This is a genomic window from Novosphingobium malaysiense, from assembly GCF_000802225.1.
Classification (GTDB): Bacteria; Pseudomonadota; Alphaproteobacteria; order Sphingomonadales; family Sphingomonadaceae; genus Novosphingobium; species Novosphingobium malaysiense.
In genome coordinates, this window is the sequence record NZ_JTDI01000001.1 from 131,882 (window position 1) to 158,456 (window position 26,575).

The window sequence follows — 26,575 nt, forward strand, 5'->3', positions numbered from 1 at the left end:
AGCTTCAATCAATGGGCGCGTCGCTGGCGATGCGCCGCGCACAGTCGAGGGCTGCTGCCGCTATCGGATCGAGCGGTGCACGATCCCCGACGATCACGCCAATGCGGCTGACCGGCACGTCCATCGAAATCGGGCGAATGCCCGCCCACCGCGCGCCTTCGATCAGGTCCAGGTATCGTTCGGGCATGACGGTCGCCAGTTCCCCCGAACGCACCATGGCAAGAAGCGCGATATAGCTGTCTGCCGTCGCCCGCGGTGTAACCGAGATCCCGTATGCAGACAGCAAGCCGTCGAGAATCCGCCGATTCTGCATGCCCTGATGCAGCAGGCAGAGCGGTTGCCTGGCCACCTCGTCCCAGACGATCTCGTTAGAGCCATGCTGATTATCGGCGTTCAGGGAAACAAAGACGTATCGTTCCGCGTAGAGCGGCACGCTGATTACATGAGAGGGGCTTTCGTGATCGAGATAGGTCACGCCGGCATCGATCTCGTAAGCCTCTATGGCCCTTACGATTTCGCGCGAGGTTTGCGAACGCACAGACAGCGTCATGCCGGGATGACGGCTCAACAGGGTCCTCGTGAACTGCCCGATGCATGGCATGGCCGCAGGAATGGCGCCCAACCGGAATTCGCCGTGAAGCGGGCCCTCGAGCGCCTCGACGGCGTGGACCATGCCTTCATGCGCGGCGAGCAACTGCTGGGCCCATGGCAACATGGCCCGCCCTTCTTCGGTCAATCCGATATAGCGCCTATCCCGCTCAACGAGACGTTTTCCCAACTGTTCCTCGAGCGCCACCAGCGCAGAAGACAGTGTCGGCTGCGTAACCCCGCAGGCTTCCGCGGCACGGGCAAAATGCTGCTCACGCGCCAGAGTCACGAAATAGCGCAGAGCGCGCAACTGCATGCCGAAGCTCCCACCCCGTTGATAGGTACCCTCTATCAAAAACGGCGGAGGTCGAAAACGCCTGTGGGAGCGGGCACGGACCGACCGGGCAAGTCCCGGCGACCAAGGCGAATTCCATCGCATAAGCAGGTCCAATGCAACCGATCAATAATTACGATTTCCCAATCGCAAATGCCTTCCGATAGGAATCCGACAAGTCCAGCAGCGCCTGTGCATGCGCTTGGGGCACATCGACCGGCGCTGCCTTTTCGAGCCCGGTCGGCCCTTGCTCGCAAGGCCTTCTCGCCATGTCGACCGGCGCTGCTCTGGCACGAATAGCAAAGTCTTGTTTGGGATGGGGTTCCGCGATGCCGTTGACTGGAATTGCTGAAATTGTCTTCGCGGTCGAAGACCTAGCGGCATGCACTGCCTATTTCGAGGACCTGGGCCTCTCGCGGCTGGAAGCCAGCGACACCCATGCGGTTTTCGAGGTGCTCAGCGGCCAGAAGGTAACGCTCTATCCGCTAGGCGATGCCCGTGTGCCAGCCAGCCAACTGCATGGATCCGGCGTACACGAGGCCATCTGGGCCGTGCCGGACCAAGCCGATCTCGAAGCTCTCGTGGCCGACCTGTCGAAAGATCACGAGATCACCCGCGACGACGACGGGACCGTCCATTTCGTGACGGCATTCGGTCAGGCGATCGGACTGCGGGTCTTCAAGCCCAGGCCCTTCGTTGCCACGCCGTCGCCGACCAATGGCCCCGGCATCATCAACCGCCTCAACCTGCCACGCAAATGGATGGACCGGGCCTATCCCAAGACCATCTCGCACGTCGTCTGGGGTTTCCTCGACATCGACGAGGCCAAGGTCTTCTACACGACGCGCCTCGGCTTCAAGCTGACCGATATTCAAAAGGGGATCGGCTGCTACATTCGTTGCGGCCGCTCAACCAATCATCACAACATCGCCCTTGCCAGCGCCGAGTTGCCCGAATTCGGGTTCACCGGCCGCTTCGAGTTTCACCACGTCAATTTCGGCGTGAGCGACATCGACGAGATCATGGCGGGCAAGAACTACCTGGAACGCCGCGGGCACGATACCTCGGGCATGGGCTTGGGCCGGCACCGCATCAGTTCGGAATTGTTCCTCTACATGAAGAGCCCGACCGGCGGCGAGGTCGAATACGGCGCCGATTGCGATCAGGTCGACGAACACTGGCGGCCCCGTGTCTGGGGTGCGTCGTTTGCAGCTTTCTATTGGGTCCACAATCAGCCCGAGTTCCTCAAGGCCAAGGAGCCCGAGTGGGACGTGACTTACGCGACGCCGGAATCGACCTGGCGCGTGTCCTGACAGCACCGCGTTGCCGCCCGACGCGGCAGGAAAGAATTTGACGGAGAATACCGATGGTTAAAGTGTGGGGTTTTGAGTTCTTTCTGGCGTCCGAAGGGCTGGCCGGGCAGGAACTCGTCGACTACTTCAATTTCTATGTCGACCTTTGGGTCCGCGCCGAAGAGCTGGGCTATGACGGCGTCCTGCTGAGCGAACACCACTTTGGCGGCGGCTACAGCCCCTCGCCCAACCTGCTGCTCCCGATGATCGCGGCCCGCACCAAGACGTTGCGTCTGGGCGTGATGGGCATGGTCGCCCCCTATCACAACGCATGGCGCCTGGCCGAAGAGGCCGGCATGCTCGACGTGATCTCCAACGGCCGCTTCGAGTTCGGCACTTCGGCCGGCATTCCGTCCGAATTCGCCAAGATCGGCCTCGAGCCTGCAGAAGCGCGCGCCCGCTACGAGGAAGCGCTGCAGATCATCGACAAGGCGATGAAGGAGCCGGTGATCTCGCACAAGGGCAAGTACTGGAACTTCGAGGACATGCCGATCATGCCGCGCCCGGTGCAGGAAGACATGCCGCGCTGGACCACCGTGATCAGCCAGGAATCCGCCCGCAAGGCCGCCCGTCGCGGCTCGAAGCTGGCCACAGGGTTCGTTCCCACCGAGGAAGTGAAGAAGGTCTTCGACGCCTATACCGAAGCAGCCGCCGAAGCCGGTCAGCCCACCGGTCCGGACCGCCTCGCCCTGCGCCGCCAGGTCCTGCTCGACGTGGGCGACGATCCGGATGCCAGCGAACATGCCGCGCAGTTCTCCGAAGGCTTCCGCCAGATGCTCGAGAACAACGACTGGCGCGTGAAGAAGCAGACCAGCGGCAAGGCGCTGGACACCCCCTCGGGCACCCACGGCTATGCGCTCGGCAACGAGGAATTCATTGCCGGCAAGCCCGCCGAGGTCGCCGAACAGATTCTCGAACAGTGCCACCAGTCGGGTGCCGGCCACTTCCAGGTCGTCTTCGCCGGGGCGCACACGCCGGCCGCCGTTGCCCGCGCCTGGGAAGTGTTCGGCAAGGAAGTCATTCCGCTGGTGCGCAAAGGCTGATCGCGGGTAGAACAGGGACCAGGAGAGACCATGTCGAACGATACATCCATCACCTATGCCGCACCGGGCGGCCGCGAGCTCAAGCTGGACCTCTACCGTCCGGAAGGAGACACGGTTCCCACGCGCACGGCGGTCATCATCGTGCACGGCGGCGGCTGGATGCTCGGCGAACGCGGCATGGTCGCTCCGCTGGCGAAGGAATTCGCGGCACAGGGCTTCCTTGCCGTGCCGGTCGAGTACCGGCTGGTGAAGGAAGCGCCCTGGCCTGCCCAGCGCGATGACGTGGTCGCCGCGGCCGAGTGGGTCGCTGCCAATGCCGGCGAACTCGGCATCCAGGCCGACCGCATCGTGCTTGCCGGATCGTCGGCCGGCGGACACCTCGCTCTGATGGCCGCCGCCACGCTGGGCGGCAAGGCGCGCATCGGCGCGGTGCTCTCGCTGTTCTCCGCCAGCGAACTGACGGTGGAACAGCCGGCACCCAAGGGCACCTTCGGCGCGCCGCAGCTTGTCGGACCGGATGCCTCGGCAGAGGTCCTCGCCGCGGCCAGCCCGCTGCATCAGGTCAATGCGGACTTCCCGCCGGTCTTCCTGCTGCACGGCGGCGCCGACTGGATGATCGACCCGCAGGCGAGTATCAATCTCTACCAGCGCCTTGTCGAACTGGGCGTGAAGGCCGAGATGCACATCGTCGCCGATGCCCTCCACGAATTCGTCGAGGAGCCGGGCCTGTGCGGCCCGATGGTCTCGGAGATGGCGCTGTTCCTCGACCGCGTGATGGTCGCTCCCGAACGCTGGGCGGCGGAAACGCAGGAACACAACCTTTTCGCGCAAGGGCCCGAAGCGGTCATGGCGCTGATGCAGAAGCTGCTGGCAGAACACTGAGCACGCCGCCGCATCGATTTGGGAGCAGAACATGAGCCTCAACGCGCTCGAGAAGGCCCTCTGGCAAGTCTATACCAACCACGACGACAACGCCCGCTACAAGGCGGACCCCGCCGCCTTCGCGCAGGGGTTCGATCTCGACGATGCCGAGCGCAAGATGCTGGTCGACGGCGATGCGCTGGCGCAGATCGCCCACGGCGCCAACTCGATGCTGGTGATGATGGTGTGGCAGTCGGTCTACGGCCTTGCCGAATTCCACAAGTACTTTGCGATGGTGAACGGCCCGGACATGCAGGCCGCCCTGGCGGCGCGCAAGGGCTGACGGCTGCGCTGACGCGAACAGGAGTTTCAAGACATGGCACAACTGGTTGGCGGTTTCCTGATGCCGCACCTCCCCACCATTCCCAGCGGCCAGCTGCTGGAAGACGGTGAGCTCAAGGACCGCGTTTACGGCGCTTTCGACAAGATAACGCAGCGCCTGAAGGATCTCGAAGTCGATACCGTCATCATCATCGGCGACGACCACTACGAGAGCTTCGGCCCGCACTGCATCCCCACATGCCTTGTCGTCACCGGCGACATCAACGTTTCGGACCACGTCGAACTGCTGGGCATGCCCAAGGGCCTGATCCCGAACAACCCCGAGCTGGCGCAGCACATCGTGCAGACCGGGCATGACGAAGGCATCGACTGGGCCTTTGCCAAGTACCTCGGCGTCGATCACTCGATCGCGGTGCCCTACACGATGACGGCCAAGAAGATCCCCGGCGTGAAGGTGGTCCCGGTCTATCTCAACGACGTGATCATGCCCGTGATCCGCAGCAGCCGCGCAGCCGAACTCGGCCGCTCGATCCGCCGCGCGATCGACAGCTTCCCCGGCGACGAGCGGGTCGCGATCTTCGGCACCGGCGGCATCAGCCACTGGGTCGGCGGCCCCGGCATGGGCAACATCAACGAGGAATTCGACCGCAAGATCATGAAGATGGTCGAAGAAGGCGATCTCGAAGGGCTGATCGCCCTGCCCGACCGCGAAGTCTTCGAACAGGCCGGCAACGGCGCCATCGAGATCAAGAACTGGATCTGCGCCATGGCCGCCGTGCCCGAGGCGCAGGGCCTGACCATCGCCTACGAGCCGGTTCCGGCATGGATCACCGGCTGCGGGTTCTCGGAACTCAAGCTGGCTGCCTGAACACGCCGGGCGGGAGAGGAAAATTGAAGGCCATGACCGTGGAACGCGGCAACAAATCGCAAGCAAAGCCGAAACCGCCGGTCCCTGCCTCGAACCTGGCCACGCCTGCCGAGATCATCGAGGAAGCCCGCAACGGGCGCATGTTCATCCTCGTCGACGACGAGGACCGCGAGAACGAGGGCGACCTCATCATTCCCGCGCAGATGGCGACGCCCGATGCGATCAACTTCATGGCCACCCATGGCCGCGGGCTGATCTGCCTCGCCGTGACCCAGCAGCGCGCGGCGGAGCTGGGCCTCGAGCCGATGGCGGAGGACAACCGCTGCGCCAACAGCACCGCCTTCACCGTCTCGATCGAGGCGCGCCACGGCGTGACCACCGGCATTTCCGCCGGCGACCGGGCGCGCACGATCTCGGTGGCGATCTCCTCCACGAACGGCCGAGAGGACATCGTCACGCCGGGCCATGTCTTCCCGCTCGTCGCCCGCGACGGCGGCGTGCTGGTGCGCACCGGCCATACCGAGGCGGCGGTCGACGTGCCGCGCATGGCGGGCCTCTATCCGGCGGGCGTGATCTGCGAGATCATGAACGAGGACGGCACCATGGCCCGCCTCGACGACCTCATCCCCTTCGCCGAGAAGCACAATCTCAAGATCGGCACGATCCGCGACCTCATCGCCCACCGCTGGGAAAACGAGCACCTCGTCGAGCGCGTGGCCGAACGTCCGTTCCATTCCGACTACGGCGGCGACTGGAACATCCTGATCTACCGCAACCGCATCGACGGCACCGAGACCGCCGTGTTCCAGAAAGGCCGCGTGCGGCCCGGCGAACCGACGCTGGTGCGCATGCACGCGGTCTCGATCCTGTCCGACATGGTCGGCGAGCCGGGGCCGCGCAAGCGCCTGCTCCAGCGCGCGATGGAGGACATCGGCGCGCACGGCAGCGGCGTGATCGTGCTGTTCACGCACACCGGCCAGCGCACGCTCAAGGCCGCGCTCGAGCATGAGCAGGACATGGACCACAGCCGCGCTTTCGGCATCGGCGCGCAGATCCTCGCCGACCTCGGCGTCAGCGACATGATCCTGCTGAGCAATTCGCACCACCAGATCGTCGGGCTCGACGGGTTCGGCCTGTCGATCGTCGAAGAACGCCAGATCTCGGCCTAAGCCCCCCTTCAAGAAGGACACATCCCCATGGCGAACGACACCCGCCGCATTCCCCTGCTCCCCGAATCCGAGTGGACCGAGAAGGCGCGGGACCTGTTCGCCGTGCTCGAAGGCCCCGAAGCGCGCGAGCGCGGGCCGCGCTACGACATCATCCTGCAGCTGGCGCAGAACCCGGAACTGACGATCCCGTTCCTCGAATACAACAAGCACCTGATGTTCCACTCCTCGCTCAGCCACCGCGTGCGCGAGCTGGTGACGCTGGCCGTCGCCTGGAGCTGCAAGTCGGAATACGAATGGCTCAGCCACGTGCGCGACGGGCTGCGCGTGGGCCTGACCGACGAGGACATCGAGGCGGTCAAGCTGGGCGCGGCCTCCCCCCACTGGGACGACTTCCACCGCGACCTCATGCTGCTCGTCGACGAGATGCGCGACAGCTACGACATCTCCGACGCCCTCTGGACCCGCCTCAGCGCCCACTTCAACCCGCGCGAGATGATGGACCTGATCTTCACGATCGGGAACTACATCATGTTCTCGTCCGTGCTGAACGGCATCCGCGCGAAACCCGAGGCGGGCGCAGAGGGTGAGGCGCTGGCGGAGAAGTATGGGCGGCCGTGAGGGTCTACCTGGTCACGGTTGAATAGCTGCTGTTGAGAATACTACAGCTTTGCGCCGATTTCGGCCATTACAGGCCAAAAAATAGCTCCCCAATCCGCGGCGCAGTTGGTGAGGCACATCAAGTTAGCAAAGCGGGAGCTCCTCCTTAGATTTTATCTACGATATTGCAATATATAAACAAATGCCATTGGCAATAAACACATTCTTATAAGCGTTCTTATCGCAGAAGATGTACGACTCGGCTTAAGGTGCCAGCGAAAATGCCAACCCGAAGTTGGGCTGCCTGATAGGGAATCGAATGTTGAAGCTGAACGTCATGCCAATGCCCAATGGTTAGGCTAGTCATCGCCCATATGACCGATACCGCCAAAAATGCCCGCTGGAAGGCGAGGCATCATACGATCTATGCCAGCATAAGGATCAGGCATCTCAACCCGCTCGCTGTCACTCTTTTCCGCCGTGAGCGTTCGCCAGTATTCCTTGAAAAACTGATTGCATGTCATGTCAGCAAGTTCAATACGATGCTCATTCAGAATGCCTTGAAATTGAAAAGCCTTCTGCAGCTCGTCATCAATAACGGCCTTGTCGCTCTTTGATATGCCAAAAGCCGTCGCCACAACTTCTGTATGATCTTGAACTTGCTGAGCCAGAAGCTCGACGTTCTGACGATGGAATGCGAAACCAAGGAAGATTACGCGGTCCGCGCCAGCCATTGTAGCGCGCATAGCCGCCAATTCTTCGCCTTCTTCGACGCGCTCGGTAAACGTCCGAACTTGTTGAGCCACATCGGCAAGTTGCTGTGGGGAGCCTTGCCCGAAACCCACACTAGGCCCATCGCCTTTCTGCCATGGAAGCCGTCCGGCAACTCCATAAGGCCGATGTATCGTTAAGCCCTGCATTATTTCGCGGATCGCATCCGCTTGCAAGCCATAGTATGACGCCAATGAAAATGGCAGGTAGTGCTCTAAGCACCTATCATAATTGAAGTTTACTATTTCAAGGTCATCAAAAATGCTACCAACTTCGCTTTTGCGGACGTTTTCAGTTAAAAGCTTAGTCAAGCTGCTATACCAAGCATCTGAAAATTTAGACAGGTCGATGGCATCCGGCATATTTTGGACCCGCTTGAACGCTGGGCTTGCCGCCTCAGCTTTCAAAATTGCCTGAACAATGCCAAGCTTACCCACAAGTTCAACCTTTGGGTCTTCCAGTGCATCTATAACATTATCAATCGAAATGGCTTGTGATGCTGACTCTCCTAGCTGCCAAGCGGCGTGAAGATGTTCATTGACCTTTGTGACTTCTCTGCCTTCATTCAATATGATTTTCAGAGCTTCTAAGATTGCCGGATCGCCACTCTTCTGAGTGTAATGATCAAACTTAATGTCAGTCAGCTTCACAATCTGCTTCAGAAGTTCCGACCCCATGGGCAAACCGACTTCGACACTCGCGCCAGCGCCGATAACTAAGACCGTCTTTGCCCTGAACATATTTCCGCCTTCCGGAGCGTGCTTGGCCTACAATGCCGGCCCCATTTTAGGAACAGATGCTTGTACAGCCGCAAAGAACTCATCAACATGAGCATCAGTTAGTTTCAGAGTGTCATAAGCTGGCGCAGCCCCCCAGCCTTTAACCATATCCTCATCAAACATATCGGGACGAAGCGCATATAGCTGGCTGGCAGATGCACCTTCGCTGTGCTTAGCACAGTTTGCCGCTAAGCGAAGTTGGTTTAGACCACCTTCCATTGGCGTCCACCCAAAGCCTTTGAGCCAAGAAAATCCCTTAGTTTGGTCATACTTCTTTTTTGGCAACTGCGCGCCAACCCGCTGTTCTACGAAATGGTGCAAAGTGATGACGAAGGCGTTGCGGATCAATGCCAAAACCTGTTCAACGTCATACATCTGTTCACCAAGACGTTCGCCGTAGTCATAAACCAAATTGCCATCCTCATCCTCTTCGGACCAAGTGGCTTCGCCAGCGTCAACCTTTGCTTGGTGTCTTGCCGCGGCTTCATTGATGCCTGAAACTTCTTTGTCGCTAGCATCACGGCTAGCTTTGTATGCCCGTTCAATTTCACGGATGCCGAAGTGAAAGCGCCAAGCCCACGCTTGCCCCCGCTTCGATGGCTTGATTGCCATACCCAGCCCTAACGGTTCAGTCGGTGTTGAACGAAGGAGTCATGTTCACACACCCTGACTTCGTCTAGATAACGGGCTTCCGCTTCCGCTAAGCTGGCAAAATTCCAAGTTTCCGGCGTTCTCAAAGTAGCAACATGGTAGCCGCGATCGACAATCGTACCGTTGTTGCGGAGGGCAATCTCCGTCAGTGTCACGCCATGCGCAGAATGTATAAGCCTTCTCTCGGATGCCATTCTAAACCCGTCCCCAGATTGCGAATCTTCTGCTTGACGCTAGCAGATTCAGACGGAATCCAAATCGGTTTCAAGGCTGGCATTCCCACTGGCGTGATCTGGACTCGGCGGATCAATCATCCGCCACAATTGCTCGCGTCCGCTAAACCACATCACCGATGCTAAACTGGACAGTCTGCAAACGGCCCATGGGCGCCCTTGATGCTGGCCCACCCCGTCAGGCTAGGTCACTGCGTTCCCACGCCTTCCGCCCCTCCCGCAAACGGGCGGGCATAGCGGTATTTCCCCTCCCACTCGCGGGAGGGGCAGCGAGACTTGCAGAGCCGCAGGCGATGCTAGTCGCAGCGGGGTGGGCCAGGGCCACGGCAGCACCCGGTTCAAAGCAGCCAACGCCACGATTTTCCTACATCCCCAAAGCCTGTTACGTTCGCTCCGGCTCTTTCAAATCGTAGGGAATATGCAGCGCTTCACCCGTTCCAGGGCATGCCGCGCGCGTGTGTTTTATCAACCAAACCCCACCCGCCGCAGGAGGCCCGGGCGGATGGGGATTAAATTGTTGTCATGTGGGAAGGAGCGGAGGCACCTTACCCCAGCCCGCCCATCACGATGTACTTGATCTCGAGGTAATCGTCGGCGCCGTACTTGGAGCCCTCGCGGCCCAGCCCCGAGGCCTTGACGCCGCCGAACGGGGCGACTTCGGTCGAGATGAAGCCCTCGTTGACGCCGACCATGCCAAATTCCAGCGCTTCGGAAACGCGGAAGATGCGGCCCACGTCGCGGGCGTAGAAGTACGAGGCGAGGCCGTAGGGCGTGTCGTTGGCGAGCGCGATCGCCTCTTCCTCGGTCTTGAAGCGGAACAGCGGGGCGACCGGGCCGAACGTCTCGTCCGAGAAGATCAGCGCGTCGCCCGGCACGTCCTTGAGTACGGTCGGCTCGAAGAAGTTGCCGCCGAGCGCGTGGCGCTTGCCGCCCGAGACGACCGACGCGCCCTTGGCGACGGCATCGGCGATGTGCTCCTCGACCTTCAGAACCGCGTTCTGGTCGATCATGGGCCCGAGGATCACGCCCTCTTCCTGCCCGTCGCCGATCTTGAGCTTGGCGGTCTCCTCGGCCAGGCGGCGTGCGAAAGTCTCGTAGATGCCGTCCTGCACCAGCATGCGGTTGGCGGCGACGCAGGCCTGCCCGCAGTTCCGGTACTTGGCGATCAGCGCGCCCTGCACCGCCTCTTCCACGTCGGCATCGTCGAACACGATGAACGGCGCGTTTCCGCCCAGTTCCATCGAGGTCTTCTTGATCGTCGGCGCGCACTGTTCGAGCAGCATGGCACCGATCTCTGTCGAGCCGGTGAAGGAGAGCTTGCGCACTTTCGGGTTGCTGGTCAGCTCGCCGCCGATCTGCCCGGCAGAGCCGGTGACGATGTTGCACACGCCTTTCGGCAGCCCGGCCCGCTCGGCCAGCACGCCCAGCGCCAGCGCCGAGAACGGCGTCTGCGACGCGGGCTTGATCACGCCGGTGCAGCCCACCGCCCAGCCCGGCCCGGCCTTGCGGGTAATCATCGCGGCAGGGAAGTTCCACGGCGTGATCGCGGCGAAGACGCCGATCGGGGCCTTCTCGACCAGCAGGCGGCGGCCTTCGAGGTTCTGCGGGATGATGTCGCCGTAGATGCGCTTGGCTTCCTCGGAGAACCACTCGATGAAGCCGGCGGCGTAGTTGATCTCGCCCTTGGCTTCCGAAATCGGCTTGCCCTGCTCTGCGGTCATGATCAGCGCCAGATCGTCGATATGGGCGTGCATCAGGTCGTAGAGGTTGCGCAGGATCCGCGAGCGTTCCTTGGGCAGCACCTTGCGCCAGCTGGCTAGCGCCCGGTCCGCCGCCTCGATCGCGCGGCTCGTCTCGGCCGTGCCCGCCTTGGGCACGCGGCCGACGAGTTCACCCGTCGCCGGGTTGCGCACGTCCATAGTCTCGCCGCTGTCGGCCGGGACCCATTCGCCGTCGATCAGGATCGCCTCGCGGAAGAGGTCCGGGTCCTTGAGCTTGCTGGCTAGGGTGGAGTCGGTCATGTCGGTATTCCTCAAGCGGGGCGTCAGGCGGGGTTGCGGCCGAGGAAGAAATCCTCGTCGGGGTCGCTGGTGGGGGTGAGCCCGGCGAGTTCCAGGCCCTTGCGCAGCGGCGCCATGTCCTTGGCATAGACCCGCGCGGTCGGCCCGCGCATCGGCCCGCCGTTATACCCCTGCAGCCAGCCGTGATACTTCCACATCATGCGATTGATCATGCCGTTGGAAGTCATCGGCACGCTGCCCACCGCCTTGCGCGCGGCATCGATGCGATACCATTCGGCGGTCGCCTCATCGAACTTGCCCGCACGGATCAGCTTGTGCACGTCGGGGAGCCACGATCCGAAATAGGCCGAATAGTTGGTGCCGCAGAACGGCACGTCGATCACCTGCGCCAGCGGCACGAAATCGTATTCGATCGGCAGCGAGATCACGACTTCCTTGTGGAACGCGCGGTGCACCTCGATCGCGGCCATGATGTGCGGCATGCCGCCCTCGGCCTTGATCGCGACGATGTTGGGGCAATCGTCGAGCAGGCGGCGCAGCATCGGCACGGGAATGTCGGAAGGGTGCAGCCGCTGGAATCCCCACGAAGGCACCGGAAACAGCATGACGCCCAGGTTCGTCGCGTCGCACAGGGTCTTGGTGTAGGTGTACACGTCCTCGAGCGACTTCGGGTAGAAGTACGGCGGGTAGCACAGCAGCACCAGCTCCGCGCCCGCGGCCTCCGCCACCTTCATGCCCTCGATGCTCTCTTCGAGCGAGTTGAACGCGGCGTGGTGCACCGTGATCATGCGGCCCGCGGCCTGATCGACCATGAGCTCGCACATGCGCTGGTACTCGGCCATGCTCATGTTCACTTCGGAACAGGCGAGGCTGCCGATGAAACCGTGCTCGATCGCCTTCTCGACGTCGTGGCGAATGGCTTTCTCGTTGAGCGCGGTGAAGTCCGACGTCATCGTCGGGACGGTGACGTTGGCGACGCCGACGAGCTTCTCGCGCGCCCAGTCGCGCGCGTCGCTCTTGCTGTATTCTGCCATGTCTGCCTCTATCGATTAGGAGTGCCAGCTCAGACGAGCTTGGTCGAAAATGCGATGGGAAGTTCGGTCGCGAGGCCCGCGGTTCGGGCGCGGTCGAGCACCATGCCCGCCACGACGACATCCTGAAGACCGCCGCCGACCGACTTGAACAGCGGGAAGCGTGCGCGCGCGATCCGGTCGTCGAGATCGCCGGCGATGAGTTTTCCGATGGAGTGGCAGCGGCCGGCGACCTTGTGGCCCGCCTCTCGTGCAGCGATCATGTCGCCGGTTTCCTCGACGACTTCGTGCACCATGTCGCATACGATCACGTCGCTCTGGGCGATGACCGATACATCGATCTCGCGCTGGGAAGGCACCGTCGAACCGATCGAGACCGTTACCGCACCGGGTGATATCCAGTCGCCGTAGAGGATCGGCTTCTCCCCGTGCGAACGGGCGGCAGCGAGGACCACGCCGGCTTCGTGGACAGCGGCCTCGGGTGCATCGGCAGCCACGCAGGGGACGCCCAGCTCAGCGGTCAGCTGCGCCGCCAATGCCTCGCGCTTGTCCGGAGTCGGACTGAAGATGGCGATCTCGTCGAAGTCGCGCACTGCTGCAAAGGCCCGCGTGTGCATCATCGCCTCGAGCCCGCTGCCGAGCACGGCCAGCTTGCCCGGGCGCACCGCCGCCATGCGATCGAGTGCAGCAGCCGAGGTCGCCGCCGTGCGGTAGCCCGTCACTTTCTCGCCATCGACGAAGCCGGCAATGCGGCTTGTCTGCCGATCATAAAGGACGATCACATACTGTACGCCGGGATCGGCCGCCTCCGTCGCCATGCCCATCAGCTTGGCCCCGAAATAGCGGCACCCCGAAGGTGCGGCAGGAAGACAACGCAGCCATGCGTCACCACCCGAAGCGATCGTGCGCGGCGGTGTGGCCGACGGTTCCTCCGGCGCCCCATAGGCGCGCCGCAACGCGGAAATGGCAGCCTTCCAGTCGAACACCGTCGCTGCCGCATCGGACGATACGAACACCGGCACCCCTGTTGACCGTGTCGACAACAAACCCGCTCTCCCAGCTCAATTCAGCCCCTTCAGGGCAAGTATTGGTTGGCTAAGGGAGAGCCCGGGGCTTGTCGAATTGCGATAGTTTATGGATCACATAAGGCCAAATGATTAGACCCCCTGACGGCCCGGCGGCATTGCAGCAGGTGGAAAGGCCTGCCCTCTGCAGCGGTTGACGGGCGCGCCTCCATGCACCGGAAATCGGGCGAAAGAGGATGGGAGAGAAACAAGCGATGGAAAGCGGAAAACTTCTGAACGGCGCCGTCGCCACGTTACGGACGCTGTTCGGGGCCTGGAACCTGTTTTTCGGGTTCGTGTTTTTCTTCAACTTCCCGATCGCACAACCGATGGGCCATGGCCCGATGACGCCCTACCTCAACCAGACTCTGATCGACACGCATCTGTTCCATGTCGTCAAGGTCATCGAGATCGTGGTCGGTCTGCTGCTGATCTTCAACCGTGCGGTACCGCTTGCGCTGTGCGTCTATTTCCCGATCACTGTCGTGATCTTCATCGTCAACATGTTCCTCGAGCAGTTCGCGGCCGGCCCCTACATCGCCGTGATCTACATCGCCGTGCACCTGTTCCTGTTCTGGGCCTACCGCCGCTACTACCTGCCGATGCTGGCGTGGCGTGCCTACCCCGACGGCCTGGCCGGGTGAACGTCGCCCTGATCGGCGCGACCGGCAGGGCGGGCGGCGAAGTTCTCGCCGAGCTTCTGCGACGCGGCCATGAGGTCACGGCCCTGGCCCGCACTGCGTGCAGCGCCCGGCTCCCCGCCGGCGTGGAAGCGCACGACGCCGACATTACCGACCCGAAGACGCTGTCCCCCCGGCTGCGCGGCCACGATGCCGTCATCAGCGCCGCCTGGTTTCATCCCGGCAGCAGCGAGCCGCTCGTGGAAGCCGTCGTCCAGTCAGGTGTGCGCCGCGCGCTGTTCATGGGCGGCGCAAGTTCGCTGCTGGACGAAGAAGGCCGCATGCTGGTCGACGTGCTCGATATGCCGTGCGACTGGATGCCCACGATCCGCGAGGGTGTTCACCTGCTCCACGTCCTGCGCACGACAAACGATCTGGACTGGACATTCATTTCGCCGCCACTCGAGATCGAGGCCGGGCCAAGGCGCGGCACGTACTGCACCGATCCCGATCATCTCGTCACCGATGCCGAAGGGCGCAGCGCGATATCCTTCGCCGACTATGCGATCGCCATGGTCGATGCCCTGGAAAATGGGAGCGCCATCCGCGGTCGTTTCGCCGTCGGGTACTGAAGGTCGTGCGGCTCAGCCGGCCAGTGGCGCGAGCTGGGCGTAGGCGCTGCGGAAAAACAGCAAGGGATCGCGTTCGGCATCCGCCTCCAGCGTAAGGACCCGGCCAAGGACGATCCAGTGATCGCCCGCCTCAACCACCGAATGGATTTGGCACTCGATGCTGGCGAGCACGCCTTCAAGCACGGGCAGGCCATGCTCAGAAATCCGGTAGTCCACACCCGCGAACTTGTCGCCGCCGCGCGTAGCGAAAGCCCGGCACACCGCTTCCTGATCATGCGACAGAAGGTTTACGCAGAAGCGTCCAGCCTGCTCGATCTTCGGCCAGGTGCTCGAGCCCTTGTCGGGGCAGAAGGCCACTAGCATCGGATCGAGGGATACGGACGTGAACGAGGTCACAGCCATGCCGACCGGCTCTTCGCCTTCGCCTAACGCAGTGACAACAGCGATACCCGTGGCATAGTGCCCCAGCACCCGGCGATAGAGCGCAGGATCGATAGCGGCCGTATCCATGATCAGGTCAGGTTGCCCATCTTGAGACACCCGGGATCGAACGGGGCGAACGGCTCGCCGCTGATCATCTTCTGGACGAAGTTCGGATCGTTGAGCAGCGAACGGCCGATTGCGAGCAGATCGAACTGCCCCTGCTCGAAACGCTCCATGACCTCGTCGACATTGTCGATGACCTTCGGCGGCACCAGGGCGGACTGGTACTTGTCGCGATAGACGCCAGTACCGCCGAGCATGACCGTCGGCTTGCCGGTGATTTCCTTGGTCAGCGCGGCAAGGTTGAGCGGCGAGTCCTCGAACACCGTGTCCGTGAAAGCGCGCGCGCTTGCCTCGAAGATATCGACGCTGGCATCCGAGAGCGCGCCGAGGATATCCTCTAGGATCTTGCGCGTCGGGAAGAGCTGCGCATCGAGATTGTGGTGCGTCCACTGCGAGAAGCGGAACGAGATCGGCATGTCTTCGCCGATCGCCTTGCGCACTTCGCGCACGATCTCTGTGGCGAAGCGCATACGACCGAGATGATCGCCGCCCCACTTGTCGGTGCGGCGGTTGGTTTCGGCGCGCATGAAGTTGTCGATCAGGTAGCCGTGCCCGCCATGCAGCGCGATGCCATCGAAGCCGACAGACTTCGCGCCTGCCGCAGCGCTTGCGAAGGCCGCGATCACCGAGAGGATCTCCTCCTCGGTCATGGCCTTTTCCGGACAGTTCATCGCGGCCTGAGCCTCTTCGGGAAGCTGCGCGATTTCTTCCGGCGAGCCGAACACACCGCTCGGGCTCGAAATGTGGATGTTGGACCAGCTCTCACCCTTGCCGGGCGAACGCTGGACACCAAGGTGCATCAGCTGCGGGAAGATCTTGCCGCCTGCCGCGTGGACGGCGGCGACGACATTACGCCAGCCCTCCAGCGGAGCATCGCCGAACATCAGCGGCCAGGGATTGGGCTTGTCGCTTCCGCCTTCGAGCCCGAACTTGCCCATCGTTCCCTTGTCATCGACGAACACGGACTCGGTGATGATCGTCCCGACACCGCCCGCGGCGCGGCGCTCATAGTAGGACGCCACGTCCTCACCCGGCACGCCGTTGGGGGAGGCCCCGCGTGTCATCGGGGACATCATGATGCGGTTGGGCAGGGTCACGCCGCGAACCGTGAGAGGCTGCAGCAGCGGTTCGATCCGCGATGGCGTGGTCATGGATTATCTCCTCCCCTTCCCTGTCTGTCGCAAATCGTAGACAGGCCGCGTAGCGGGGTAAAATCGCGACTTCTTATCCGACCCATCGGGCCCGGTTATGGCGCCGGGCCCGACCGGGCGTCAGGCCGCGATGGCCTCTTCGCCATCCAGCTTGGTGCGGCGCAATTCGCGCACCGAGCTGGGGTCATAGGGCACGGCGCGGTGCAGAGTTCCGGTGTTGTCCCACATCACCAGGTCGCCCACCGTCCAGTTATGCGCATAGTGGAAGGGTTCGCTGGTCGCGAATTCGCGCAGCCGATTGAGCAGCTTGGCGCTTTCGCGATAGTCCATGCCGACGACGTGCCGGGCCGTGCAGCCCAGGACGAGCGACTTGCGGCCGGACTTGTGCGTCCAGACCAGCGGCAGTTCCGCTTCACCCGAATTCATGAACATTTCCAGCTTTTCGGAAGAAGGCTCGGGATCGTAGTAGAGCAGCGAATTCCACGCCGAATGCATCACCGTCAGGCCTTCAAGGCTCTGCTTTTCCTCATCCGCGAGCGCATCGTAAGCGGCATAGGTATTGGCGAATTCGGTGCACCCGCCTTCCGGAGGCATGACCTTGGCGCCCAGCAGGGAAGCATAGATCGGCATGTCCTGCATCGTTCCGTCGAGGTGCCAGTAGATCGAGCCCTTGAGGTATTCGACCGCCGAAGACTTGGCGGGATCGAGCGAGATGGTGGTCAGCTCCTCACCGGTGCGCTCATGGCCGATCGTGCCCATGGTGCTGGTGAACGCCATCTGCTCCTCATCCGTGAGATGGATCTGGGGGAAGACGAGCACGCCGCGCTGCTCCAGCAAATCCCGAATCTGCTGCGCATATTCGCCAGTCAGCAGCGCATCCTTCGGCGTAAGCACTTCCGCCCCGATCAGCGGCTTGATGTTGCGGTAGTCCAGTTTCGTGTCAGCCATGATTCCTGTCCCATATGCCTTCGCCTCGAAGTGCCGATTATCCGCGTTTATGTCAATAAAGAATCAAAATCTCGTTATTTTTGATATTAGACGCAAAAGCAGGAAGCGCATCCTGCCACGAGAACGAGCTTGCACATCGGCTATGCAGCTTGTGAGAGAGCGCGGTCAGTCCGCGGACAATTGCCTTGCGATCGTGTCCGCAGCCACTTGCATGTCGTGAGCCAGAGCTTCGCCTTCGTTCGGCGGCATTTCTGCGGAAATGCCCATCGCTACCAGCGAGTGGGTCATGGCGCCGTTGAGCGACAGAAGCGGTACGGCATAGGCCGTGATCCCGTTCTTGAACCGATCTCGGTCCACCGCCCACCCCCGGTTTCGCGCCACCTCGACCTCGGCAAGCCAGTCTTCGAAAGGCATAGGCCGGTCCCACTGGATGCGCGAAAACTTCGCACGCAGTTCCGGCGTCGACAGGTGTGTGTACGCGGCCACAAGCCGGCCGGTAGCACTCGTCAGGTGATAGAATTCGCTACCCACGCTGGCATGGAGTTGAAGCGGCTGATCGGGCCGGGCGACGGACAGCACCAGCAGCGTCTCGCGTGGGGTGATCTCGGTACCCATGATGGTCAGGCCCCACTTCGCCGCCAGGCCGTCGAGCAGCGGCTTGGCCAGAGAGGCGAAACCGACATTGGCCAGCGCCGCACGGGCCAGTCCGACCATACCGCTGCCCAGGGTATATCGCTTGGTGTCCGGATCCTGCCGCACAAGGTTTTCCGCAACCAGTGCGCGCAGAATGTGGAGGCCGGTGCTGGGAACCAGGCCAAGCTCGTCGGCTATCGCCTTCACTCCGAGCCCGTTTGCATGCTGTCCGAGCAGGCGCAGGATAGCGACAGCGCGAGTCACCGCCGGGACCGGCCTGATGCGCGGCGCCCTTTTGCCCGGCTGATCCGGCTTATCGTCTGTCAAGGAACCCCCCGCTGCTTCAGCATATTGCGGCATTACTAGGGTGCCGTTCGCCCAGCCACAAGCGCACGAGCGTCAGGGCGGACCTTTTCGTCCGCCCTGCGACAATAGGTCAGAGCGTGGGCGCCTTGACCTCGCCACCAAGCGCCAGCAGCCCCCAGGTCGAGAAGTTCATGTCCTGGTTGAACTGGATGTGCGTAGCCCCTGCCCGGTTGTCGCGGAATACGCGCTGAAGCGGATTGGAATCGTAGATCCCGTGCGCGCCCCCAAGCGCGGCCAACAGGTCGATCGCCTCGGTGCAGAGCGATACGGCATAACTCACATTGCGCTTCGCCCGCAGCTTGCGCTCGAGGTCGGGCACTTGGTTGGCCTCGGCGTACGCCTGGGCTTCCGCCATCTCGCCCCGCACCAGCATCTGCGCCGTGTCGATCCGCGTCCCGGCCGCAGCTGCGCGCAACTGGACCGCCTGCACCTCGCGCAGCTTTGCCCCGGTATAGCCTGAACTCTTCTTCTTGACGGTATCTACGGTCAGTTCCAGCGCCGCACGCGCGTTGCCGACGAGGGTCGATGCAATGATGTGCCCCGAAAACCCCGACATGGCCACGCGGTAGAGCGCAGACGTGTTCGTGCGGGTCCCCGGCGCGCTGCTGCCGCCACGAAGATCCATGACATTGAGGGCACGATGGCTTGGAACAAAGACGTCGTCGACTTCGACGGTCATGCTGCCGGTCGAACGCATGCCGAGCACCTGCCAGTCGTCGACGATCGTGTAATCCGCCTTGGGAATGACGACGAGATACTGTTCGCCCTCGTCTTCACCTTCGACCACGGTCATACCGAGCATGTTCCAGGTCGCGACGTTAACGCCGCTAGAGAAATTCCAGCGCCCGGAGAGGCGATAGCCGCCTTCCACTGCCCGCGCCTTGCCGCAGGCCGTCGCCACGCCGGATGCGATCAAGGCCTCGGGATCCTCTCCCCAGACGTCCTGCTGTGCGGCTTCATCCCACAGGCCCATCATCCAGTGATGGATAAGCAAATTGACCCCGGCCCATGAAGTGGAAGCGCACCCGCGACCAAGTTCGTAGGCAACGTCGAAGCAGGCCTCGAAGGGCAGCTCCATCCCGCCCCAGCGCTTGGGCTGCAATGCCCGCAGGACGCCGGTGCTGTGAAGCTCGGCCAGTGTTTCGGGCAGAATGATACGCGCTTCTTCCGCGCGAGCCGCGCGCTCGCGCAATACAGGGACGAGGTCGCGCGCTCTTCTCACGGTTTCCTCGTAGGAAACGTCCGCGAACGACGGCGCCCGCTTTGCAGTGTCGACAGTCGCCATGTCACTGCTCCCTGTTGGCCGCGGCACAGCGACATTTGTCGTACTGATGCAACTCGATCATGTTGCCTGCCGGATCGCGAACGAACAGCTGTTCGGTTTGCGGCCCGGCGACGCCGACCAGAGACCAGAAATGGACCCCCAGGCGCTCGAGTTCGGCCTTGGCAGCGGCAACATCCTCCACTGCCAGGGCAACGTGAACATCGACCGGGTCTTCCCCGGGGACCTTCGCGAGCGGAGAGGGAAATTCTCCGCCCATCAGGTGAATCTGCCCAACATTGCCGACATTGATCCAAAGACCCGGAATGCTCGGTACGTTCGGGCGGCCCGAGTCATGCTTCAGGCCCAGCACGTCGCTGTAGAACGCCTGGAACGCATCAAGCCCGTGCCCTCCTGCATCGATCCGCACGGCGTGGTGGTGAATTCCCATGACCTTGATTGCCATCGCTCAGACCCTCTCGACTTTGCGTTGCCTGGAAGGCCGCCATCTCGGCGACTCATCCGGTTCCCCGTAACCGTGAAGCCATTGCCACATTTTTGTCAATATGGTTTTTTATTTGTATATATACAAATATAGGATGGCATTATAGCCGCTTATATCTAGCTCAATTGTCTATATACAACTTTAAGTTGTTGTTGACAATTTATGGTTCCTAGGAGATTGACCCGTTGTCATTCCCGATTCCGGCGCAGGAAGGCTGCGCGTGCGTTTGCGACCGTGGCCTCGATCGCAACCACTGCTTCGCCCCACCGGAATACGGACAAGAGAGAGGTGGACCCGTGATGGCAGCTGACAAAATCCCCGTTTATGAAGCTCTTGCCGGCGACATTCGTGATCTCGGCATAGAGTGCGTCTTTGGTCTCATGAGCGACGATACTGCCCAGTTCGTGACCACGCTCGACGCCTATGGCGTGCGCTTCTTCGGGGCCCGTCACGAGAACAACGCGGTCTGCATGGCCGAAGGCTACGCCGCGGCCAGCGGCAAGTTGGGTATCGTGATCCTCGGACGCGGACCGGCAACCGCGAACGGCATGCACGGCATGGGCTATGCCAAGCGCGCCGGAACGCCGGTGCTGATGATCATGGGCGCCGATCCGGTCGGCACCCGCCCCGCCAACGGCGTCGGTCCCGACCGCAAGAGCTTCAATGCCGAGGATGCCCTGAAGGCTGCCGGTATCCCCGTCGTCGTCGCCGACGATCCCGCCACCGCGCGCCGCACGCTCGTGAAAGCCATGGCCGATGCCGAGCGCGGTGGTCATGCCTTGCTGCTGCCGACCAATGTCCAGCTCGCCAGGATCGATCCCGAAGCGACCGCACCGCAAGAAGCAGTCAGTGCGAAGCCCGCGTCCGCGCCGGCGCGCGATACGGCGATCGCCACGGCCGTCGCGGTGCTCGAAAAGGCAAGCAGGCCGCTGTTCCTGGTAGGACGGGGCGCCTACGACACCGGCGCCAAGGACGCGATCATAGCGCTAGCGGACCACGTCGGGGCCGCGCTCGTGACGACGATGAAGGCCAAGGACATGTTCACCGGCCATCCGTTCAACTGCGGTGTCCTCGGCTCGTTTTCCAATGTCGGCGGCCGCAGGCTGATCGAACAGGCCGACTGTGTCGTGTCTTTCGGCGCCAGCCTCAACCAGCAGACCACCAGCTACGCCACCGCCCTGCCCGCGGACATCCCCGTCATCCACGTCGATTCCGTGCGCGAGAACGTTGGCCGCTGGTTCACTGCCGACGTCGGCGTGGTCGGTGACGCCCGTCTCGTCGCCGAACAATTGCTCGCAGCCCTGCCTGTCCGTCCGGACGATGCCAAGGCGATGCGCAGCGAAGAGAATGCGCGCTGGCTGGCCGAGTTCGATATGAAGGACGACTTCCAGCCCATGAACACGCCGCGCACGATGGACGTTCGGTCGGCCGCGCTGGTGCTGGACGAGATCCTGCCGAAAGACCGCAATCTCGTGTTCGATTCCGGCAACAACCTGATGGCGTCCTCCTACATCACCGTTCCCGGGCCTGCCCAGTTCAAGCTGACGACCGACTTCGCCTCGATCGGCATGGGCTTCGGCACCGCGATGGGCTTTGCCGTGGGCGCGCCGGAACGCCAGACCGTATTCGTGCTCGGCGACGGCAGCTTCCTGATGACGCTGGGCGAACTCGAAACGGTCGCGCGCGAGGGCATTCCGCTCATCATCATCCTCATGAACGACTGCGCCTATGGCGCCGAATTGCACTTTCTCAAGGAACGGGAAGCGCCGGTAAATCTCTCGGTCTTCCCCGATATCGACTACGCGCCGGTAGCCGAGGCCTTCGGTTTCGAGACGGCCACCGTGCGCACGCTCGATGAACTGCGCGAACTTGCACCGTTGTTTGAAGATCCGGACGGACCCGTGTTCGTCGAATGCAAGATCAATGCATCGGTGGTCGCCCCCTTCCTGCTCGAAACGGCTTCTGTCGCCGGGAAGTGAGGAAGCCGGGCAGGCAGGCAATCTCTCCACGCCTGCCTGCCCGGTCTTTTTGGACATGCGCTCAGGCGTCTCGGGCATTCCGAAAAGGACAGCAGCGCTCGTCAGCGGGCGTGCAGCCCCTCGTTCCCCTGCGGCAGCCGGAAGCGCAGGGCGTTTTGATAGTAGGCCACCGTCTTGTAATGCCCGATGAGCAGGACCAGTTCGATCAGCTGCCTCTCGTCCAGCGTGAGCGAGAGCGTCGACCACGTGGCGTCGTCGATCATGGAATCCGCGTGAAGCTGCTCCGTCGCTTGAAGCAGGGCACTTTCGTGGGCGCTCCATTCCGCAGCGTCCGGCCCCTCGATAATGCGGGCGATCTCGGCCTCGGTCAGCCCGCATGCCTTGCCGATCACGACATGGCCGCCCCATTCGAAAGGGGCGCCTGACACCCACGCCAGTCGCAGAACGGCGATTTCCCTGTCCCGGGCCGAAAGCGTCGCTTCGGTCATGAACGTCTGGGCGAACATCAGGTGCCCCCCGAAAAGACCGTGATGGCGCGCCATGATCTCCACCCACTCGGTATCGCCCCCGCCCTTGATCTGGCGTACCTGAGCGGGTGGCTGCGCCCGGTCGATGAGTTGCTGCTGCTCTACAGTGCGCTCTTCAGCGGGCAGCGGGGCAATTCGCGGCCCCGCGCCGAGTACCGCTGCTTCGCGAGCCGCAATTGCGGCCTTGTCGTCCAAAGGTTTGTAAGCCTGCATCGCCCCCTCCTGTCAGCCGGCCGGATCGATGACGGTGGAGCGATAGAGCGTTTCATAAACGCGAGACTGGAAGTACCACCGCCCGTCTAGCCTGACGTAGTGGTCTTCAAAGCACCCACAGAGGATCTTCTGACCCCCCGCCTTCGGGAACATGAACTCCTGGCTGTAGGCCTTACCGGTCGCGCGATCTCCGTCGATCGCGATGTCGCTCACGATGGAAGACATCGCCACGAACGCGAACTTCTCTACGATATTGCCGAAGATCGCGACAATCTGCTCGCGCCCCGTAACCGGCTTGTCGAACATGTCGATCATCCAGGACCCGTCCTCCGCCCAGGTTCCTCCCCATAAAGCGAGGTCCTTGCGCAAGACGCCGGCAACCGATCGATTGACCAGGTCGGTAATCGCAAGGCGGTCTTCCAGCTGCGGTAAGGTCATGCCGTATCTCCTGTAGTGGCAGTACGTTTCATTCGAAGGTTTGCGCGCACAAAAGGAAGAGGCGCAGGGAAGGTCTTGCGGCCTGCCCCACGCCCCGATTATCCTGTCTCTTGCGAGGAATTGCGGCGCCGGTCAGAGCTTGAACGACACGCGTACCTGCACTGTGCGGCCCGGATCGGGCGAACAGGTCAGTTCCTCAACACCGGCCGGGTTGGGGATCGTGGGATAGAGTGTGTCGCCCCGCCCGGTCACGCTCGCTGCCAGACGACCTGTCGAGTCCGTGTAGTTGCCGTTGGTGCAATTGCCAGTGATGACCTTGTTGGTCAGGTTGCTCCCGATCAGGGCGAGCTCCCAGCGATCGTCCTCCCCCCGCAGCGCTATGTTGGCGTTGAGCTTGAAGTAGCCGGACTGATACATGTCCTCGCGTCCGGCGATATTGGTGAGATACCGCGAGCTGTAGGTGCCGCCGACACCCATCGCGAGCGTCTTTCCGCCGGCCAGCGGCAGATCGTAGTCGATATTGCCGTTGAGCTGCCACCTCGGCGCACGGACCAGCGGATGCCCCGAAAGATCCTGGCTGACATAACCGCCGGCACCGGCGTTCGCAGTTGGTTCGGGCTCGAGGTTACAGCCCTGGTCCACGGTCTGCCCGCCCCAGCACGGAGCGTTGGTGAAGTTCGTGAAGCGCGAGATGTTCCAGCTCGCGGCCCCCGAAATGGTGAGCCCATCAATCGCTGCCGGATGGTAGGCGGCGTCGAAATCGATACCGTAGGACTTCGCACCGGCTGCGTTACGGGTGTAGATGATGATGTTACCCGAGGGCGAAATCTCGTTGGAGCCGACCTGCAGGCCCTTGTAGCGGTAGTAGTAGCCCGCAATGTTCACATTGAGGCTGCCACCGGCAAGCACGGACTTCACGCCGACTTCGCCGCCCCGCACCCGCTCGTCGTGGAACGAAGCGTCTTCGCCAGGATTGAACAGGCCCGATGTGATGAACGACCCGGACTTGTAGGCCTGCCGTACCGAAGCGAAGATCGTCAGATCAGGCGTCGGCGTATAAGTCAGCGAGACTTCCGGAGACAGGTTCGCAGCATTGATCTTGGGAACCGCCAGCGGAACGAGCCCCAGCGGTGGGAACTCGGTGACCTGCTTGTGCCAGCGGGTCTCGTCGGTCCAGCGTGCGCCCACGCCGAGTTCGAGGTCCGGCACGATCTTGTAGAGCACCTGACCGAAGACCGAATAGACGGTCGAATCCACCGTATGGTACCCCTGCGAGAGCTTCGGCGGGAAAGCCGGGAAGCCGTGCGGATTAGCGAGGATCTGCGGGAACAGTGCCGGATTGTAGGCAGGGTTCGTCGGATTCGTGGCAATGTCGAGGGCGCCGAGGAAACCCAGCAATTCACCCAGCCGCTGATTGGCTGGCAGGTCGACATGCGAAACCTGCTTCGCATCCTGGTAGAAGGCGCCGAGCAGGAAATTGAAAGGCCCAGCAAAATCCGAAGTCAGGCGCAATTCCTGGGTGAAGTCCTTGCGCTGGTAACCGCCCTGCACAACGAAGGCCGGACCTGCAAAGCTCGAGACACCGCCGTTGGTCATGTAGCGCTGCTTGAGATCGAGATAACCCGTCAGCGAGCTGATGGTGATCTCGGGCGCGGCATTGTAGTTGATTTCCAGCGTCCCGAAGGTCTGCTTGATATGACCGAACGGGACCCCGTCGTTGAACACGCCAGGGAAAGCCGCGGGGTCGAGCGCCACGGTCGAGGTGTAGCGGTCAAGCTTGCAATCGTCGGTCGGCGAGAGGAAGCGCACGCCCGCGCGATTGGCCGGCGCCGTCCCGTCCGGACAGGACGCGAGCTGGGTATCGAAACCGGCACCATACGACTTCTGGTTGCCGTGGTTGATCTTGAAGCGAACCGAGAGATTGTCAGTCGGATCGAACAGGACGGTGCCGCGAAGCAGCACGTTGCGGGTGTGCGGAACACGGCTCGTCGTCGGATCGGCGGCACCGAGCGAACCCAGCGGTCCGTAAAGCGCTGCGAACGGCGCCAGAGCCGGGTTCAGATCGGCCAGCGTACCGAGATCGCCTGCAGCCCCGACATTCTTGAAATAGCCATCGCCCTTCGAATACTGCCCGGCCAGACGCACCTTGAGAGTATCCGTCAAAGGACCGGAAACGATCAGCTCGCCCTTGTATTCACGCGCTTCGAATTCGTAACCAGCACGGCCAATCACTTCGAATTCGTCCGTCGGGTCGGCCGAACGGATGGTAATGACGCCGGCCGGGCTCGCCTTGCCGAAGAACAGCGCTTGCGGGCCCTTTAGCACTTCCAGGTGGGCCATGTCGAAAAAGCCCATGGCATAGGAAAGGCCCTGCGAGAATTGCATGCCGTCGATGTTGAGCGAGACGGACTGGTCGATCGCAGCGTTGTTGGTCGAAGTACCGATGCCGCGAAGCGAAACCTGATTACCGAATGAGGAAACAGAAGAGCCGAGCTGCAAACCCGGAACCAGGGTCGCAATCCCGCTCAGATCCGCGGTCGCAGTCTGTGCCAGTTCGTCACCGCTGATGACCGACGCCACAACCGGAACCTTGAGGATGGATTCTGCGCGGCGACGGGCCATGACGATGATTTCATTTGTGGCGACTGGCTTGCTGGCTTCATCCTGAGCTGGCGCATCTTGTGCGATGGCCGGGCTTGCAAACCCGATACAACAGGAAGCCACACCGCCGAGCAGAATGCTCTTCGTCGAAAAGTTCATATATACCCTCCCTCAACCCGAAGGTCGTATCTCTCAAGCGTTAAGCCGTTCTCTTTTGATCGGCCGCTGGACGCTCTAATTGCTCCCAAATCCGCCGAACCGCTTTCCTGCCGGACTCGACGGCTAACCGGGAATTAGGCCGAGCGCAGACGCGATCACCGTGATCCCGCAACATAATCGTTTGAGCGATGCGGGAGGTAAAATCGTAAATTTTGATCCTTGGCATCGCGCAGAGTTATGCGCCTTGCGCACGCGGCCTTGCGCCCTCCGATGGTGCGAAAGGCGAGAGGCA

Annotated in this window: 25 protein-coding genes; 10 read left to right on the top strand and 15 right to left on the bottom strand. The window is 62.2% G+C overall.

The window, feature by feature from the left end; genetic code table 11:
* Positions 1 to 4: 4 nt before the first annotated feature.
* Entirely contained in the window at positions 5 to 904 is a 900-nt protein-coding gene (locus LK12_RS00480; protein ID WP_039278071.1) for a LysR family transcriptional regulator, read from the bottom strand.
* 347 nt (positions 905 to 1,251) lie between these two features.
* Here LK12_RS00480 and LK12_RS00485 point away from each other — a divergent pair, with 347 nt between their 5' ends.
* Genes LK12_RS00485 through LK12_RS23625 form a run of 7 tightly spaced genes read left to right on the top strand, consistent with a single transcriptional unit; the run spans position 1,252 to position 7,175 of the window.
* The gene (locus tag LK12_RS00485; protein WP_039278072.1) at positions 1,252 to 2,235 is read left to right on the top strand and encodes a VOC family protein; all 984 of its coding nucleotides are present in this window, start codon (positions 1,252 to 1,254) and stop codon (positions 2,233 to 2,235) included.
* 53 nt (positions 2,236 to 2,288) lie between these two features.
* Positions 2,289 to 3,317 (top strand): LLM class flavin-dependent oxidoreductase, encoded by a 1,029-nt coding sequence (locus LK12_RS00490; protein ID WP_052223048.1) that lies wholly within the window; start codon positions 2,289 to 2,291, stop codon positions 3,315 to 3,317.
* A gap of 30 nt (positions 3,318 to 3,347) precedes the next feature.
* Positions 3,348 to 4,199: an alpha/beta hydrolase gene (locus LK12_RS00495; protein ID WP_052223049.1), complete on the top strand. Its 852-nt coding sequence runs from the start codon at positions 3,348 to 3,350 to the stop codon at positions 4,197 to 4,199.
* 31 nt (positions 4,200 to 4,230) lie between these two features.
* On the top strand, positions 4,231 to 4,521 hold the full coding sequence (locus tag LK12_RS00500; protein WP_039278074.1) for a hypothetical protein: 291 nt from the start codon (positions 4,231 to 4,233) through the stop codon (positions 4,519 to 4,521).
* 33 nt (positions 4,522 to 4,554) lie between these two features.
* A complete protein-coding gene (locus tag LK12_RS00505; RefSeq protein WP_039278076.1) occupies positions 4,555 to 5,388 on the top strand; it encodes a DODA-type extradiol aromatic ring-opening family dioxygenase in 834 nt (277 codons plus the stop codon).
* A 32-nt stretch (positions 5,389 to 5,420) separates the two neighbouring features.
* A complete protein-coding gene (gene ribB, locus LK12_RS00510; RefSeq protein ID WP_082010274.1) occupies positions 5,421 to 6,557 on the top strand; it encodes a 3,4-dihydroxy-2-butanone-4-phosphate synthase in 1,137 nt (378 codons plus the stop codon).
* A gap of 27 nt (positions 6,558 to 6,584) precedes the next feature.
* Positions 6,585 to 7,175, top strand: coding sequence for a carboxymuconolactone decarboxylase family protein (locus LK12_RS23625; RefSeq protein WP_052223050.1), 591 nt, complete (start codon positions 6,585 to 6,587; stop codon positions 7,173 to 7,175).
* Between the two features lie 338 nt (positions 7,176 to 7,513).
* Here LK12_RS23625 and LK12_RS00520 read toward each other — a convergent pair whose 3' ends face one another.
* The 5 genes from LK12_RS00520 to LK12_RS00540 all read right to left on the bottom strand — a co-directional run bounded on the left by LK12_RS00520 (position 7,514) and on the right by LK12_RS00540 (position 13,683).
* Complete coding sequence (locus LK12_RS00520) at positions 7,514 to 8,665, bottom strand: hypothetical protein (RefSeq protein ID WP_039278078.1); 1,152 nt, start codon at positions 8,663 to 8,665, stop codon at positions 7,514 to 7,516.
* A 27-nt stretch (positions 8,666 to 8,692) separates the two neighbouring features.
* Complete coding sequence (locus LK12_RS24475) at positions 8,693 to 9,316, bottom strand: hypothetical protein (protein WP_156135338.1); 624 nt, start codon at positions 9,314 to 9,316, stop codon at positions 8,693 to 8,695.
* Between the two features lie 817 nt (positions 9,317 to 10,133).
* Positions 10,134 to 11,609: an NAD-dependent succinate-semialdehyde dehydrogenase gene (locus tag LK12_RS00530; RefSeq protein WP_039278085.1), complete on the bottom strand. Its 1,476-nt coding sequence runs from the start codon at positions 11,607 to 11,609 to the stop codon at positions 10,134 to 10,136.
* Positions 11,610 to 11,632: 23 nt separating this feature from the next.
* Positions 11,633 to 12,643: a dihydrodipicolinate synthase family protein gene (locus LK12_RS00535; protein WP_039278088.1), complete on the bottom strand. Its 1,011-nt coding sequence runs from the start codon at positions 12,641 to 12,643 to the stop codon at positions 11,633 to 11,635.
* Positions 12,644 to 12,672: 29 nt separating this feature from the next.
* Complete coding sequence (locus LK12_RS00540; protein WP_052223051.1) at positions 12,673 to 13,683, bottom strand: ornithine cyclodeaminase family protein; 1,011 nt, start codon at positions 13,681 to 13,683, stop codon at positions 12,673 to 12,675.
* A gap of 218 nt (positions 13,684 to 13,901) precedes the next feature.
* Between LK12_RS00540 and LK12_RS23630 the strand changes: the two genes are divergently transcribed.
* The gene (locus LK12_RS23630) at positions 13,902 to 14,348 is read left to right on the top strand and encodes a hypothetical protein (protein ID WP_156135339.1); all 447 of its coding nucleotides are present in this window, start codon (positions 13,902 to 13,904) and stop codon (positions 14,346 to 14,348) included.
* Positions 14,345 to 14,956, top strand: coding sequence for an NAD(P)-dependent oxidoreductase (locus tag LK12_RS00550; protein WP_039278094.1), 612 nt, complete (start codon positions 14,345 to 14,347; stop codon positions 14,954 to 14,956). The genes LK12_RS23630 and LK12_RS00550 overlap by 4 nt, the downstream gene beginning before the upstream one ends.
* 12 nt (positions 14,957 to 14,968) lie before the next feature.
* Here the strand turns inward: LK12_RS00550 and LK12_RS00555 are convergent, their stop codons facing one another.
* From LK12_RS00555 to LK12_RS00580, 6 genes are all read right to left on the bottom strand, one after another.
* Positions 14,969 to 15,466, bottom strand: a complete 498-nt coding sequence (locus LK12_RS00555; RefSeq protein ID WP_039278096.1) for a flavin reductase family protein — start codon at positions 15,464 to 15,466, stop codon at positions 14,969 to 14,971.
* A 2-nt stretch (positions 15,467 to 15,468) separates the two neighbouring features.
* Positions 15,469 to 16,653 carry an oxidoreductase gene (locus LK12_RS00560; RefSeq protein WP_039278098.1) on the bottom strand — a complete coding sequence of 395 codons (1,185 nt, stop codon included), beginning with the start codon at positions 16,651 to 16,653 and terminating at the stop codon, positions 15,469 to 15,471.
* Positions 16,654 to 16,773: 120 nt separating this feature from the next.
* Entirely contained in the window at positions 16,774 to 17,601 is an 828-nt protein-coding gene (locus LK12_RS00565; RefSeq protein WP_039278101.1) for a TauD/TfdA dioxygenase family protein, read from the bottom strand.
* A gap of 165 nt (positions 17,602 to 17,766) precedes the next feature.
* Positions 17,767 to 18,594, bottom strand: coding sequence for an IclR family transcriptional regulator (locus LK12_RS00570; RefSeq protein ID WP_082010275.1), 828 nt, complete (start codon positions 18,592 to 18,594; stop codon positions 17,767 to 17,769).
* 76 nt (positions 18,595 to 18,670) lie between these two features.
* Complete coding sequence (locus tag LK12_RS00575; RefSeq protein ID WP_039278103.1) at positions 18,671 to 19,885, bottom strand: acyl-CoA dehydrogenase family protein; 1,215 nt, start codon at positions 19,883 to 19,885, stop codon at positions 18,671 to 18,673.
* Between the two features lies 1 nt (position 19,886).
* A complete protein-coding gene (locus LK12_RS00580; protein ID WP_039278106.1) occupies positions 19,887 to 20,327 on the bottom strand; it encodes a VOC family protein in 441 nt (146 codons plus the stop codon).
* Positions 20,328 to 20,665: 338 nt separating this feature from the next.
* Here LK12_RS00580 and LK12_RS00585 point away from each other — a divergent pair, with 338 nt between their 5' ends.
* Positions 20,666 to 22,345, top strand: coding sequence for a thiamine pyrophosphate-binding protein (locus LK12_RS00585; RefSeq protein WP_039278109.1), 1,680 nt, complete (start codon positions 20,666 to 20,668; stop codon positions 22,343 to 22,345).
* 101 nt (positions 22,346 to 22,446) lie between these two features.
* Here LK12_RS00585 and LK12_RS00590 read toward each other — a convergent pair whose 3' ends face one another.
* The 3 genes from LK12_RS00590 to LK12_RS00600 all read right to left on the bottom strand — a co-directional run bounded on the left by LK12_RS00590 (position 22,447) and on the right by LK12_RS00600 (position 26,283).
* A complete protein-coding gene (locus LK12_RS00590) occupies positions 22,447 to 23,085 on the bottom strand; it encodes a carboxymuconolactone decarboxylase family protein (protein WP_052223053.1) in 639 nt (212 codons plus the stop codon).
* Between the two features lie 12 nt (positions 23,086 to 23,097).
* Positions 23,098 to 23,523: a nuclear transport factor 2 family protein gene (locus LK12_RS00595; RefSeq protein ID WP_039278112.1), complete on the bottom strand. Its 426-nt coding sequence runs from the start codon at positions 23,521 to 23,523 to the stop codon at positions 23,098 to 23,100.
* 132 nt (positions 23,524 to 23,655) lie between these two features.
* A complete protein-coding gene (locus LK12_RS00600) occupies positions 23,656 to 26,283 on the bottom strand; it encodes a TonB-dependent receptor (protein ID WP_039278115.1) in 2,628 nt (875 codons plus the stop codon).
* Positions 26,284 to 26,575: the final 292 nt, after the last annotated feature.

Bases quoted from the DNA above. Each gene is read 5' to 3' on its own strand.
- LK12_RS00530 (WP_039278085.1), bottom strand. From the start codon at position 11,609: ATGACCGACTCCACCCTAGCCAGCAAGCTCAAGGACCCGGACCTCTTC.
- LK12_RS00595 (WP_039278112.1), bottom strand. From the start codon at position 23,523: ATGACCTTACCGCAGCTGGAAGACCGCCTTGCGATTACCGACCTGGTC.
- LK12_RS00555 (WP_039278096.1), bottom strand. From the start codon at position 15,466: ATGGATACGGCCGCTATCGATCCTGCGCTCTATCGCCGGGTGCTGGGG.
- LK12_RS00570 (WP_082010275.1), bottom strand. From the start codon at position 18,594: ATGCCGCAATATGCTGAAGCAGCGGGGGGTTCCTTGACAGACGATAAG.
- LK12_RS00505 (WP_039278076.1), top strand. From the start codon at position 4,555: ATGGCACAACTGGTTGGCGGTTTCCTGATGCCGCACCTCCCCACCATT.
- LK12_RS00520 (WP_039278078.1), bottom strand. From the start codon at position 8,665: ATGTTCAGGGCAAAGACGGTCTTAGTTATCGGCGCTGGCGCGAGTGTC.
- LK12_RS00490 (WP_052223048.1), top strand. From the start codon at position 2,289: ATGGTTAAAGTGTGGGGTTTTGAGTTCTTTCTGGCGTCCGAAGGGCTG.
- LK12_RS00590 (WP_052223053.1), bottom strand. From the start codon at position 23,085: ATGCAGGCTTACAAACCTTTGGACGACAAGGCCGCAATTGCGGCTCGC.
- LK12_RS00575 (WP_039278103.1), bottom strand. From the start codon at position 19,885: ATGGCGACTGTCGACACTGCAAAGCGGGCGCCGTCGTTCGCGGACGTT.
- LK12_RS00535 (WP_039278088.1), bottom strand. From the start codon at position 12,643: ATGGCAGAATACAGCAAGAGCGACGCGCGCGACTGGGCGCGCGAGAAG.
- LK12_RS00560 (WP_039278098.1), bottom strand. From the start codon at position 16,653: ATGACCACGCCATCGCGGATCGAACCGCTGCTGCAGCCTCTCACGGTT.
- LK12_RS00580 (WP_039278106.1), bottom strand. From the start codon at position 20,327: ATGGCAATCAAGGTCATGGGAATTCACCACCACGCCGTGCGGATCGAT.
- ribB (WP_082010274.1), top strand. From the start codon at position 5,421: ATGACCGTGGAACGCGGCAACAAATCGCAAGCAAAGCCGAAACCGCCG.
- LK12_RS00495 (WP_052223049.1), top strand. From the start codon at position 3,348: ATGTCGAACGATACATCCATCACCTATGCCGCACCGGGCGGCCGCGAG.
- LK12_RS00600 (WP_039278115.1), bottom strand. From the start codon at position 26,283: ATGAACTTTTCGACGAAGAGCATTCTGCTCGGCGGTGTGGCTTCCTGT.
- LK12_RS00480 (WP_039278071.1), bottom strand. From the start codon at position 904: ATGCAGTTGCGCGCTCTGCGCTATTTCGTGACTCTGGCGCGTGAGCAG.
- LK12_RS00585 (WP_039278109.1), top strand. From the start codon at position 20,666: ATGGCAGCTGACAAAATCCCCGTTTATGAAGCTCTTGCCGGCGACATT.
- LK12_RS00565 (WP_039278101.1), bottom strand. From the start codon at position 17,601: ATGGCTGACACGAAACTGGACTACCGCAACATCAAGCCGCTGATCGGG.
- LK12_RS23625 (WP_052223050.1), top strand. From the start codon at position 6,585: ATGGCGAACGACACCCGCCGCATTCCCCTGCTCCCCGAATCCGAGTGG.
- LK12_RS00500 (WP_039278074.1), top strand. From the start codon at position 4,231: ATGAGCCTCAACGCGCTCGAGAAGGCCCTCTGGCAAGTCTATACCAAC.
- LK12_RS00485 (WP_039278072.1), top strand. From the start codon at position 1,252: ATGCCGTTGACTGGAATTGCTGAAATTGTCTTCGCGGTCGAAGACCTA.
- LK12_RS23630 (WP_156135339.1), top strand. From the start codon at position 13,902: ATGGGAGAGAAACAAGCGATGGAAAGCGGAAAACTTCTGAACGGCGCC.
- LK12_RS24475 (WP_156135338.1), bottom strand. From the start codon at position 9,316: ATGGCAATCAAGCCATCGAAGCGGGGGCAAGCGTGGGCTTGGCGCTTT.